Origin of the sequence: Haliea sp. (assembly GCF_041395985.1) — a bacterium.
Classification (GTDB): Bacteria; Pseudomonadota; Gammaproteobacteria; order Pseudomonadales; family Halieaceae; genus Haliea.
The window spans coordinates 159,907-173,066 of the sequence record NZ_JAWKZJ010000002.1 but is presented as its reverse complement, the minus strand read 5'-3'; the positions used below and the strand labels follow the sequence as shown (position 1 = coordinate 173,066).

The window sequence follows — 13,160 nt, the reverse complement described above, 5'->3', positions numbered from 1 at the left end:
TCAGCGGCCCGCGTCCGTGTGTCCGCCAGAAGCCAGTCACCAGGTAACTACGTCATGAGCCATACGGAAGTCTACAACGTCAATGTCGCGTCGCAGGACGTGCTGATCACGCCTGCCAAGTTGAAACAGGCACTGCCAATGAGCCCCGCGGCACGCGCGCAGGTTGCCGGCAGCCGTGAAGTCATCGAGAACATTCTCGACCGCAAGGATCACCGGCTGTTCGTCGTTGTGGGCCCCTGCTCTATCCACGATGTCGAGGCAGCCATGGACTACGCAGGTCGCCTCAAGGCACTGGCGGATGAACTGCAGGACACGCTGTACATCGTGATGCGTGTGTACTTCGAGAAGCCGCGCACCACGGTGGGCTGGAAGGGGCTGGTTAACGACCCCTACCTGGACGATTCTTTCAAGATTGAAGAGGGTTTGCACCTCGGTCGCAAGCTGCTGCTGGATATTCTGGAACTGGGCCTGCCCACGGCCACCGAGGCACTGGACCCTATATCACCCCAGTACCTGCAGGATCTGATCAGCTGGTCGGCAATTGGCGCACGCACCACGGAGTCACAGACGCACCGGGAAATGGCCAGCGGCCTGTCTTCCGCCGTGGGTTTCAAGAACGGCACGGACGGCGGCCTGACGGTGGCCAGCAATGCGCTGAATTCAGTCGCCAAACCGCACCGCTTTCTCGGTATCAATGGCGACGGCGAGGTGGCCGTGATCACGACGCGTGGCAACCGCTACGGCCATATCGTTCTGCGCGGCGGCAGCAACGGCCCCAACTACGACTCGGTGCACATCAAACTTTGCGAAGAGGCCCTGCAGAAGGCAGGCGTGCCACTGAATATCATGGTGGATTGCAGCCACGCCAATTCCAACAAGCAGCCGGAACTACAGCCCCTCGTGGTGGAAAACGTCGGCAACCAGATTCTGGAAGGCAATCGCTCGATTGTCGGGCTGATGATCGAAAGTCACCTCAACCCGGGCAGCCAGTCTATCCCTGAGAAGCTCGAGGACCTGCAGTACGGCGTGTCTATTACCGACGGCTGCATCGGCTGGGAGGATACCGAGGCCTGCCTGCGTAAATTGCACGCCGCCCTGCGTGATGCCCTGCCTCGACGCCTTGAAAAGGCCTGAACGCGGGGCTGAGCGGCGGCGCTGATCAGTAGTAGGCGTTGCTGCGGTCCGAGTGGTCGGTAGTGTCGCGTACCCCGCGAAGCTCCGGAAGCTGCTCCAGAAGCGTCTTTTCCACGCCGCCCTTGAGGGTCTGGTCCACCATGCCGCAGCCCTGGCAGCCGCCACCGAACTTGAGGATTGCGTAGGTGTCCGGTGTCAACTCAACCAGGCTGACTTCCCCACCGTGGGCAGCAAGGGCCGGGTTCACCTCGTTGTAGAGGATGTAATTGATCCTGTCCTCCAGGGGGCTGTTTTCATCCACACGCGGAAGTTTGGCATTGGGCGCCTTGATCGTGAGCTGGCCGCCCATGCGGTCCTTGGCATAGTCGACCAGGGCGTCTTCCAGGAAAGGTAGGCTGCGGGCATCGAACCAGGCGGTAATGGCGCCGAAGTCGCGCTTTTCATCACCTTCGACGATGTCGCTCTCACGGCAGTAGGCGATGCAGGTTTCCGCCTTGGGGGTTCCGGGCTGATTGATGAATACCCGCACACCCAGGGCGTCTTCCTGCTTGGCGAGCAGCTCCGCCAGATATCCCTGCGCTGATTCCGTGATGGTAACCATGGCCCTCTTCCATTCCGAGTAAATTGGTCAAGTATTCTAGCAAAGATCCCGGGGACAGTGCGAGCGGAAATCCCACAGCCCACGCGAGCAGCAATATCTGTTAAGATTGCGGGCTTTTTACAGGCCGGTCGCTGCTGCACCGGTGTCTCGACAAACAGGTACAGACATGGCTCCGGATATCCACTCAGACCACCCACTTGCTGCGGCCCTGCGCGAGCGCATCCTGATCCTGGATGGCGCCATGGGGACCATGCTGCAGGCGGAGGGTCTGGAGGAAGCGGACTACCGCGGCGAGCGCTTTGCCGATCACCCGGGTGACCTGAAAGGCAATAACGATCTGCTGTGTCTCACGCAGCCAGCCATCATCGCGCGCATTCAGAAGCGCTACCTCGAGGCGGGCGCCGATATCATTGGTACCAACACCTTCAACAGCACCCGCGTAGCGCAGGGAGACTACGACCTCTCGGAACTGGCGGCAGAGTTAAATCTTGCCGGAGCACGAATCGCGCGGCAGGTTGCGGACGAAATGACCGCCCGCGACCCCTCACGGCCACGTTTTGTTGCCGGCATACTGGGGCCGACCCCCCGCACTGCCTCCATATCCCCGGATGTGAACAACCCGGGCGCGCGCAACATTCGCTTTGATGACCTCGTAGCTGACTACAGCGAGGCCGCCCGTGCCCTCATTGAGGGTGGTGTCGACCTGATAATGATCGAGACGATTTTCGATACACTGAATGCCAAGGCCGCCATCTTCGCCGTCCAGGGTGTGTTTGCCGAACGGGGCCAGAGCCTGCCCCTGATGATCTCCGTGACATTTCCGGATACCAGTGGCCGTGTGCTGTCCGGGCAAAGCCCGGAGGCGTTCTGGAACGCCATCGCCCACGCCCACCCACTCATCGTGGGCAGCAACTGTGGGCGCCGCTTTAAGGAAATCCGGCCGTTTCTTGAGGAGCTGTCCTCGGTCGCCGAATGCTACTTCAGTGCCCACCTGAACGCCGGGCTGCCCAATGCCTTTGGCGAATACGATGAATCGCCGGAGGATATGTACGCGGATTTTCGCGGCTTCGCCCAGCGCGGCTTTCTCAACCTGGCGGGGGGCTGTTGCGGCACCACGCCCCACCACATCGAAGCTATTGCACGGGCGGTGCAGGACGTGCCGCCGCGCCCGCTACCCCAGCGTCACCCTGCCTGTCGGCTGTCGGGCCTGGAGCCCTTCAACATCGACGCCAACAGCCTCTTCGTCAACGTGGGTGAACGCTGCAACGTAACCGGCTCCGCCGCGTTCAAGCGCCTCATTTTATCCGGGGACTACGAAGCGGCGCTGGCCGTGGCGCGTACCCAGGTGGAAGACGGCGCGCAGATTATCGACATCAACATGGACGAGGGCATGCTCGATGCCGAGCAGGCCATGGTGACCTTTCTGGACCTGGTCGCCTCAGAGCCGGACATCTCCCGCGTGCCGATCATGGTCGACTCCTCCAAATGGTCGGTCATCGAAGCCGGGCTCAAATGCATTCAGGGCAAACCGGTCGTCAACTCCATCAGCCTGAAGGCTGGCGAGGCGGAGTTCATTGAACAGGCTACGCTCTGCAAGCGTTACGGTGCGGCCGTGGTGGTCATGGCCTTTGACGAGGACGGCCAGGCTGACAGCCTTGAGCGCCGCAAGGCGATTTGCCGGCGCTCCTGGGACCTGCTGGTCGACCGGGTCGGATTCAACCCCAACGATATCATTTTCGATCCGAATATCTTTGCAGTCGCCACGGGTATCGAAGAGCACAACAACTATGCCGTGGAGTTCATCGAAGCCACGCGCTATATCCACGAGCACCTGCCCGGAGCGTTGATCTCCGGGGGTGTGTCCAACGTGTCCTTCTCATTCCGCGGCAACAATGTGGTCCGCGAAGCCATTCACTCGGTGTTCCTCTACCACGCCATACGTGCCGGGATGAACATGGGTATTGTCAATGCGGGGCAGCTTGCCGTGTACGACGAGCTGCCCGCCGAGCTCCGCGACGCCGTTGAGGACGTCATCCTCAATCGCAGCGAAAACGCCACAGAGCGGCTGCTGGAACTCGCCGAGATCTACCGTGACAGCGGCAGTGGCAGTGCGCGGGTCGAAGACCTCAGCTGGCGGGATGCCCCGGTAGCGAAACGTATCGAGCACGCATTGGTCAAAGGTATCAACACCTGGATCGTAGAGGACGCCGAGGAAGCCCGGCACGCCTTCGAGCGGCCGATCGAGGTGATTGAAGGCCCCTTGATGGACGGTATGAACGTAGTCGGAGACCTCTTCGGCGACGGCAAGATGTTTCTGCCACAGGTGGTCAAGAGCGCCCGCGTCATGAAACAGGCAGTGGCCTACCTGCAACCCTACATCGAGGCGGAAAAAACCGAGGCCACGCAGACCAACGGCAAGATTCTCATGGCTACGGTCAAAGGGGATGTGCATGACATCGGCAAGAACATCGTCGGTGTGGTGCTCCAGTGCAATAACTTTGAGGTGATCGACCTTGGCGTCATGGTGCACTGCGAAAAGATTCTCCAGGTCGCCCGTGAAGAGCAGGTGGATATCATCGGCCTGTCAGGCCTGATCACACCGTCGCTGGATGAGATGGTGCACGTGGCCAGCGAGATGCAGCGGCAGGACTTTCACGTGCCGTTGATGATTGGCGGCGCGACCACATCGAAAGCGCACACCGCGGTGAAGATCGAGCCACGCTACAGCAATGACGCCGTGGTCTATGTACCTGACGCCTCCCGCAGCGTCTCCGTTGCCACGGCCCTGCTGGGGCGCGGTAAAGCGCAATTCATTGCCGAGCGGCGCGATGAGTACGCCCAGGTGCGTGAGCGGGTCGCCAACCGCCAGCCACGCACCCGCCAACTCGCATACGAAGAAGCCGTTGCCCGTGCACCGGCGCTGGACTGGGACAACTACACTCCGCCCCGCCCCAGCTTTCTGGGCACGCGGGTACTGGAGGACTTCCCGCTGGAGAAACTGGTCGAGACCATCGACTGGACACCGTTCTTCATTTCCTGGGAGCTGGCGGGCAAGTACCCCCGCATTCTCGAGGACGAGGTTGTCGGCGAGCAGGCCCGCGCACTGTTTGCCGACGCCCAGGCGATGCTGGACAAGCTCATCAGCGAGAAACTGATCACCGCCAGCGCGACCCTCGGATTCTGGCCCGCCAATCGCAACGGTAGCGATGATATCGACCTGTTTACCGATGAGAGCCGCAGCGAGGTTCTTGCCACCCTGCACCACCTGCGCCAGCAAATGGACAAGCCCAATGGGGAGCCAAACCTGTGCCTGGCCGATTACGTCGCACCCCCGGGTGCAGCAGCGGACTATGTCGGGGCCTTTTGCGTCACGACCGGGCACGGCGTCGATGCGCTGTCGGAGCAATACCTGGCGGAGCACGACGATTACAACAGCATCCTGCTGAAATCACTCGCTGATCGGCTGGCTGAGTCCTTTGCCGAATACCTGCACCGCTGGGTGCGCACCGAACTGTGGGGCTATGCGCCCGAGGAAGCTCTGAGCAACGAGGATCTGGTGCGTGAGCGCTACCGTGGAATCAGGCCTGCCCCCGGCTACCCCGCGTGCCCGGACCACACTGAGAAAGCGACCCTGTTCGAATTGCTGCAAGCTCCGGCAACCTGTGGTGTAACCTTGTCAGACAACTACGCAATGTCACCGGCGTCCGCGGTCAGCGGTTTCTATTTTGCACACCCCGAGGCGCGCTATTTCGCGGTTGGCAAGATCGGTCGCGACCAGGTCAACAGTGTGGCGCGCCGCAAGGGAATGAGCGTGGATGAAGTGGAACGGTGGCTGGCACCGGTGCTGGATTACTGACCCTGTGCACAAAATCACATCAACCCTGAGTAAGGAGTCGACAACCATGTCTGAGCCGGCTGAGACACGGCAAGCAACCCCGGGCGAAACCCAAGACAAGCCCCCCCTGCGTCCCTGGCAGGTGGTCAGCAGTGTGTTCGCCGCGGGCCTGGGCGTACAGAGTAGTCGCAACAGGGAAAGGGACTTCAGTCAGGGCCGGATCGGCGTGTTTATCGCCGCCGGCCTGATCTTCACGATACTGTTTATTGTTGCCGTGGTGGCTGTGGTGCAGATCGTAGTCAGCAGTGCCGCCTAACCCGGCATGGCAGCGAGCCACAGGTACAGTGCAAACACCACGATGCTGATGATGGCAGTGGCGGCGATGGCGTCTGCCACGCCGTCATTCTGGTTCGTGGATCCGGACATAGTAAGCGCTCCTGAGAAGTCATGGTTACCGGCCAGGCCGGGGCCTGGCGCCGGCGATTATAGCAGGAAACCCCGCCTTTCCAACGGATTCAGGTCCGCCGCCAGTGCTGGCGCGGGCATGCCGAGCGGGCCGCGATTCACGTTCTAAACTTATAAAAAATCAGCATAATTCGGCGCAGCGCTTTCTGGTAAGGTACCGCCTCGCAAAACTGGCGGCAGGTGACAGGGCCCATCGATGTATATTTACGACCAGTACGACCAGCGCATAGTCGACGAGCGCGTGGCACAATTCAGAGACCAGACCCGGCGCTACCTTGCCGGCGAATTGAGCGATGCGGAGTTTCTGCCATTGCGCCTGCAGAACGGTCTCTACGTACAGCGCCTGGCGCCCATGCTGCGCATCGCCGTGCCCTACGGCCTGCTGAGCAGCACCCAGGTACGCAAGCTGGCACACATTACGCGCCACTACGACAAGGGCTACGCTCACGTCAGCACCCGCCAGAATATCCAGCTCAACTGGCCTGTCCTTGAGGAAGTGCCCGACATTCTGGCGGAGCTGGCCAGTGTGCAGATGCACGCGATACAGACCAGCGGTAACTGCATTCGTAACACCACCACGGACCAGTTTGCCGGCGTCGCGGCAGATGAACGCGAGGATCCCCGTCCCTGGTGCGAGATCATTCGCCAATGGTCAACCCTGCACCCCGAATTCGCCTTTCTGCCGCGCAAATTCAAGATCGCGGTATGCGCCAGCGAACAGGATCGCGCCGCGATCCACGCCCACGATATCGGCGTCGAGTTGCTGCCCAACGCAGCAGGCGAGCTCGGCTTCAAGGTGCTCGTGGGCGGCGGCCTTGGGCGCACCCCGGTGATCGGCTCGGTGGTCTGCGAGTGGCTGGAGAAACGCCACCTGCTCACCTACCTGGAGGCCATCCTGCGGGTCTACAACCAGCACGGTCGGCGCGACAACAAATACAAGGCACGTATCAAGATACTGGTCAAGGCCATGGGTGTTGAGGCTTTCCGCGACGCCGTTGAGGCCGAGTGGGCGCAACTCAGGGATGGTCCCAGCACGCTGACAGAGGACGAGGTGGCGCGGGCAAAGTCATTCTTCACCAGCCCACCCTACGCGGACATCGACGGTGAGGCCGCCCGGGAAGCGCTGGCGGCGCGCGCCGCCGCCGACCCCATTTTCGGCAACTGGCTCACCCGCAACACCCACCCGCACCGCGTGCCCGGGTATCGCGCCGTGACCATTTCCCTGAAGGCAACGGGGATTGCCCCGGGAGACATCACGGATCGTCAGCTGGACCTGCTGGCGGATCTCGCTGACAGTTACAGCTTTGGCGAGCTGCGCACCACCCATCAACAGAATATGGTGCTGGCCGACGTTGAGGAAACCGCCCTCTACGGTCTCTGGCAGCGCCTGCAGAAGGCCGGTTTGGCGACCGCCAATATCGGCTATCTGACGGATCTCATCTGCTGCCCCGGCGGCGACTACTGCTCCCTGGCCAACGCCAAGTCCATCCCGGTGGCGGAGGCAATTCAGGCACGTTTCGAAGATCTCGACTACCTGTACGATCTGGGGCCTCTGGAACTCAACATCAGCGGCTGCATGAACGCCTGCGGGCATCACCACATCGGCCACATCGGTATCCTCGGCGTCGACAAGAAAGGCGCCGAGTTCTATCAGGTCAGCCTGGGCGGCAGCCAGTCCAAAGATGCAGCAATCGGCAAGATTCTCGGCCCATCCTTCAGTCAGGATGCCATCCCCGATGTAGTGGAAAATCTCCTCGCGACCTTTGTCAGCCTGCGACAGGGCGATGAGACCTTCCTGCAGACCTACAACCGGGTCGGGATTGAGCCATTCAAGGAGCGCGTCTATGCCAAAGCTGATTAAGCAGGATACCCTCTGCAGCGACGACTGGCTGCCGGCGCGTGCAGAGTCAGATCAGGTGCCGCAACATCACTTCCCTACCCTGCCCCAGTGGCGGGCAGCCGCAGGGGGCGCGCTGCGCACCGTGCAGCTGCAACCCGGGGACGTTGTCGCGGAGCTGGCCGGCGCGCTGGACACGCTGGAGATCATTGCCGTGGACTTCCCGGTACTGACGGATGGGCGCGGATTTTCCTACGCGCGTGACCTGCGGGAACGCGGCTATCGAGGGGAATTGCGCGCTACCGGCCACTTCATGCCCGACCAGGTGCATTACCTCCGCCGCTGTGGCTTTGATGCCTTCCAGCCCGCTGATGACTCGCGCATCGAGGAGTATCTGCGGCAGTCACGGGTGTTCTCCGAGCAGTACCAGGCGAGTATTGACCAGCCGCTACCGCTGTTCCGTCGTCGCGAGGCGCAGACCCGCTAGAGCATGCTCTCCGGCACAATCAACGACAGCGTGCCCACCACGAAGCGCTGCCACCAGCTGGTTTTCGGCTCATGCGCCAGGGGCTCGCTGCCGGGCATCGCCGGGTCCAGCCAACGCAGGTCCCCGTCATCGTCGAGCACAACCGCATAGGCGTTCTGCGCCACCACACGCTCAAAGGCCTCGCGCATCTGTGCCGCCAGCGACGCATTGTCTATGATGATTCCCATTTCGGTGTTCAGGGCGACTGATCTGGGGTCCAGGTTAAAGGAGCCGACAAACAGGTGTTCCGCATCGGATCCGAGCGTTTTCGCGTGCAGGCTGGCGGCTGAAGACCCGGTCCAGCGTTTGTGCCTTTCCTGCTCTCCGGGCTCCGGCTTAAACTCGTACAGCGCGACCCCGGCCTCCAGCAAGGCTTCGCGATAGCGCATATAGCCGGCATGGACCAGCCCGACATCGTTTGCTGCCAGGGAGTTGGTCAGGATGCGTACGTCGACGCCACGCTGTTCCAGATCAGCGAGAAAGCTGACCAGCGCATCGCCGGGGACGAAATACGGCGATACGATGAGCACCTCCCTGGACGCTCCCTGCAGCATTGGGAGCAGCTGGGGCGCAAGGTGGGTCTCCGCATTCACCTCGCGATTCAGGGGCTTGTTCGGATCATCGAAAATGACCGTGGCCGCTCCCCAGACAAACTGCAGCTGATCCAGCTGCAATTGCTCCAGCCAGGGCGACGCCTGAATGGCCCTGACATAGTCGGAACCCATCGCCGTACGAGCCACGGCTTCGAACGCCTCGCGCGCAGCCGGGAGCCGTTCGACGTCGATATCGTCCTCGCGCGCAAACGCCGCCATGGGGTAAACCACATCACTGTTCCAGTACTGGTCAAACATGGCGGACACCGCGCCCACAACCGGCCCTATTGCCAGCACATCGAGATCGGAAAAGGCCGTGTGCGCCTGCGCATTGAAGTACTCGTTGCCGATATTGCGCCCGCCCACCACGGTCAGCAGATTGTCAGCCGTGAGGGACTTGTTGTGCATACGGTGATTCAGTCGGGACAGGTCTGAGGCGAAACCGAGACCGCGGTTGCCGCGGTAGGCAAATGGGTTATACACCCGGACCTCGATATTCGGATGGGTGTCGAACTGGCTGAGAAAGGTGTCCTTGCCGGCGGTATCCAGGTCATCCAGCAGCAATCTGACGCGCACACCGCGATCAGCGGCCCGCAACAATTCACCGGCCAGCAGTTGCCCGCTGGTATCGTCGTGCCAGATGTAATACTGCACATCGAGGCTGCGCTCGGCGGCGCGAATGAGCCCCACGCGCGCAACAAAAGCACGCATACCCTCGGCGAGGGGAATGAAGCCGGAAAGCCCATCGCTGTCCGGAGCCTGCCACTGGGCAGACAATCGGGCCAGCCTTGTATCGCCGGTATCCGTAATCGGGGTCCTAGGGATTTTGCCTCCAAATATTGCAAAAACCGCTGCAGGCCGCGCCAGCTGTGGTTTCTGGAGGCCCATTACTTATCGATTGTCGGCCGGTAGCCTTCAATCGATGCCATTAGATCCTCAAGTTTTGGCAATTCACCTGTCGGTGCGAATGTGTATCTACCCCGGAGGTTGATATTCTCCCAGGCTACAGGTGAGGCCCGCTTTACTGTTTCCAGAGACATTGCATTGCCTTGATCCTCAAAGCTGTCCAGCAGATTACTGAGCACTTTTGAGTTGAAGTAGATGATGGCATTTGCCACCAGTCTGGCACTTTCGTTCCAGATCTGGATCTCCTCATCGCTATTACCCCGGAATCGGTCGCCATTGACGTGGCTAATCGCCCGTCTCAGCTGGTGATAGGCTTCACCCCGGTTCAACGCTCGCTGAACGTGATTTCTAAGGCTGGCGTCGTCAATGTAGTTCAGCAGATATTGGGCTTTCAGCAGCCGGTTATATTCGGTCAATGCCTCCAGTAATGGGTGATTGTGCTTGTAACCGGATAGTTTACGCACTAACCTGGCCTGACTGGTCTTGCGCTGAGCCAAAGAGACGGCAATCCGCTGGATGGTGTCCCAGTGAGCCATGATACGCTGCGTGTTGATCGGCTTGCGCAACGATATATGCACTTGCTGGTTCTTGTCTTCGGTGATGTTGAATAGTTCATTGATGACCCTGCCGACCTGGGCATATCGAGGTGCGAACCGATATCCGAACAGGTCGAGCAGGGCAAAGTTCACATGGTTTACTCCATGAGTGTCAGTTGAGAGCATGTCGGGGACTATCTCAGTACTGTTGTTCATCAACAGGTCAAAGATGTAATGGGATTCATGCTCATTGGCCCCGATTACCCGGGCATTGATGGCCATATGATTGGCATTCAGACTGACCGCGGACACGCCTTTGCTGGTCCCGAAGTATTTTGAGGAGTACCGCGTGCGGAATGTCTCGCGTTTGGCTTCGAACTTCTGACCATCGGCACTGGCGTGCAGAATATCTTCCTGAATGTTGTAGTGCTTGAAGATACTCAGTCGTGTAGTGGCGTTGTTGATGCGGTCATTGGACGCATTCAGGGTTTCCAACCGAAGGTAGTTCGCTTGGATAGTGCTGAGTTGTTCATAGGTGCAGTCAGAAATCTGCGCGATGCCATAGATGCCCTGATTAGTGGCATTGGCAATCAGTATCGCCAGCAGATCCACTTCGTACTGACGGCTTTTCGAGCTCAAGCCCAGCACATGTTGGAAGTCGTCAATGAACCCGGTATCCCGATCCACTACGCGCAATACATCGGCGATGCTGACCGCTTTCATTTGCTGGAAGAACGGGTTATTCACTAGGTGCTTCTTGCTGGCTGTAGGCAGCCGCCAGTGATGTTTGCCGTCTTTCGGTCGCAAAATTACGTCCCTGGTATCTGAACGCTCCAAATAGTGGCTGACTTCGTGCAACCGAAGGGTCAGCTCATCCGCCATGCGTGGAATCAGACGTTTCGGATCCTCGCTGATATTGGGTTGCTGAGTGCCCTCCACCAAGGACCCCTTCTGGTTTTTCCAGATCTCTGGCTTCACGAGATCATCCTCTAACGCCCGATATCGAATGACTTCCGGCAGCGTCAACTGGCCGTTTAAGCGGTTGGGTATCTGCAGATACAAAAACCATTCATACTTGGATTTGTCTATACTGCCATCGGGTTTCGACAGCAATGGCCGTGTGGCTTTCGGTAGTAAACGCTGATCAATGCTGACATCGCCGAGCCTATTACCGGCGACCAAATCCAACCGAGCTTGGGCCAGGGCCCCGGCTAACCGCCGCGTTTTGTCGGTACCGTCAAAACGCAGACAGCAAAAGAGCGAACGCAACAGTCCGGCTCGCAATGTGGACTCCGTATCCAGGTGCTGCCAAAATGCCTCCTCCGCCGACTGTTTCTGATTACTCAGGTATCGGCAGACTGAGTTCAGGTCGCTGACATTGAGAAACTGGAACGCCCGTTGCTGTACAGCTTGAAACGACGTATCAGGATCGATGCTGTCATCAACGAACAGGTGTAAGATATCAGCAGCTTTGCTCACATTGCGAGCTGCCTTTTGCCAATCCCGATAGACCCGTTCTTGGGCCATTTGATGCGCACGTTGTTTCACTTGCCGGAGGTGATGTATGAACCCTTCCGCAATACGTTCCAGGCCCTGCTGGTGCCGCGACTGCAGATAGCACAGCAAGTACAGGCGCTGGTTAGCAAGCGATTGACGTTTAAGTTTGGCTCCGTAGTAGTCAACCCGTTCGGCATAGTGTTGCTGGTTTTTCTGAGAGAGAGAAAGTGACTCGAGTACAGTCGTCACATCCGTCATCCACGGCTGAATATGGTGATGCACGGCTATTTCTTTTTGCAACTCGGTGCCGGTAAAATTGCGGGCGCTCTGGCGTAGTTGCTGGAATGTAAACTGGCCTTCACCGGAAACCTGCGTATACCGCTGAAGCCTGCCACCCATTCCATCTGAAGGCTGCCACCCGGACCGGGGCAAAGCTGCCACCCATCGGAGCGTAGCGACGCGGGGTTTTCATTGTTACTCGGAACCGGTGGTGCTCGTCAACTTTGCTTTGCGTTTCCGCATAGATTCTCCTCTCAGATTGATCTTATAGGCGTTGTGCACGAGGCGATCCAGAATGGCGTCTGCCAGGGTCGGATCACCGATAACAGCGTGCCATTCATCGACGGGCAGCTGGCTGGTAGCGATAGTCGAGCGCGTACCGTGGCGGTCTTCCAGTACCTCCAGTAAGTCCCGCCGGTTCTCCGCACTCAACTTCATCAGGCCCCAGTCGTCCAGGATCAGGACATCGACTTTGGCGAGGTTGGCCAGCAGCTTCGGGTAGCGCCCGTCCCCCTTGGCGATCATCAACTCCCGCAGCAGCCGGGTTAAACGCACGTACTGGGCCGTGTAGCCTTCGCGGCAGGCCTTCTGCGCCAAGGCACACGCCAGCCAGGTCTTGCCTACACCCGTGGGGCCGGTGACGAGGATGTTGAGATGCTCTTTGGCCCACTGGCAGGCCGCCAGTGATTGGATCAGACCTTTGTCCAGGCCCCGGGGGTTGTGGTAATCAATGTCTTCCAGGGCAGCGTTGTGGCGGAGTTTGGCGCGGCGCAGCCGGCTGGTCAGGCGACGGTTCTCCCGCTCGGTGATCTCCCTATCCACCAGCAAGCCGAGACGCTCCTCGAACCCCAGGTCATCGATATCCGGCGTGGCCATCTGGTCGGTCAGGGCCGCAACCATACCGGTAAACTTGAGTGTCTGGAGTTTATCCAGGGTGGGATGCTTTAGCAT

General features: G+C 59.7%; 9 protein-coding genes and 1 pseudogene. 5 read left to right on the top strand and 5 right to left on the bottom strand.

Going from position 1 to position 13,160, the window contains the following annotated elements; all coding sequences use genetic code 11:
- Positions 1-54: 54 nt before the first annotated feature.
- Complete coding sequence (locus R3E49_RS04365; RefSeq protein ID WP_371293931.1) at positions 55-1,134, top strand: 3-deoxy-7-phosphoheptulonate synthase; 1,080 nt, start codon at positions 55-57, stop codon at positions 1,132-1,134.
- 25 nt (positions 1,135-1,159) lie between these two features.
- Here R3E49_RS04365 and nfuA read toward each other — a convergent pair whose 3' ends face one another.
- Complete coding sequence (nfuA, locus tag R3E49_RS04360; protein WP_371293930.1) at positions 1,160-1,735, bottom strand: Fe-S biogenesis protein NfuA; 576 nt, start codon at positions 1,733-1,735, stop codon at positions 1,160-1,162.
- 166 nt (positions 1,736-1,901) lie between these two features.
- Here nfuA and metH point away from each other — a divergent pair, with 166 nt between their 5' ends.
- Positions 1,902-5,591 (top strand): methionine synthase, encoded by a 3,690-nt coding sequence (gene metH, locus R3E49_RS04355; RefSeq protein ID WP_371293929.1) that lies wholly within the window; start codon positions 1,902-1,904, stop codon positions 5,589-5,591.
- Between the two features lie 46 nt (positions 5,592-5,637).
- On the top strand, positions 5,638-5,886 hold the full coding sequence (locus tag R3E49_RS04350) for a DUF2970 domain-containing protein (RefSeq protein ID WP_371293928.1): 249 nt from the start codon (positions 5,638-5,640) through the stop codon (positions 5,884-5,886).
- Here the strand turns inward: R3E49_RS04350 and R3E49_RS04345 are convergent.
- A complete protein-coding gene (locus R3E49_RS04345) occupies positions 5,883-5,996 on the bottom strand; it encodes a methionine synthase (RefSeq protein WP_290739492.1) in 114 nt (37 codons plus the stop codon). The two genes, R3E49_RS04350 and R3E49_RS04345, sit on opposite strands and share 4 nt — an antisense overlap.
- Positions 5,997-6,231: 235 nt before the next feature.
- Here R3E49_RS04345 and R3E49_RS04340 point away from each other — a divergent pair, with 235 nt between their 5' ends.
- Positions 6,232-7,896, top strand: coding sequence for a nitrite/sulfite reductase (locus R3E49_RS04340; protein WP_371293927.1), 1,665 nt, complete (start codon positions 6,232-6,234; stop codon positions 7,894-7,896).
- Positions 7,880-8,359: a DUF934 domain-containing protein gene (locus tag R3E49_RS04335; RefSeq protein ID WP_371293926.1), complete on the top strand. Its 480-nt coding sequence runs from the start codon at positions 7,880-7,882 to the stop codon at positions 8,357-8,359. The genes R3E49_RS04340 and R3E49_RS04335 overlap by 17 nt, the downstream gene beginning before the upstream one ends.
- On the opposite strand, the gene R3E49_RS04330 is transcribed toward R3E49_RS04335, so the two are convergent.
- From R3E49_RS04330 to istB, 3 genes and pseudogenes are all read right to left on the bottom strand, one after another.
- Complete coding sequence (locus R3E49_RS04330) at positions 8,356-9,768, bottom strand: phospholipase D family protein (protein WP_371293925.1); 1,413 nt, start codon at positions 9,766-9,768, stop codon at positions 8,356-8,358. The genes R3E49_RS04335 and R3E49_RS04330 overlap by 4 nt on opposite strands.
- Before the next feature lie 110 nt (positions 9,769-9,878).
- Positions 9,879-12,299 (bottom strand): annotated as a pseudogene (locus R3E49_RS04325) (Tn3 family transposase); the annotation flags it as partial.
- Positions 12,300-12,404: 105 nt separating this feature from the next.
- A complete protein-coding gene (gene istB / locus R3E49_RS04320) occupies positions 12,405-13,160 on the bottom strand; it encodes an IS21-like element helper ATPase IstB (protein ID WP_371293924.1) in 756 nt (251 codons plus the stop codon).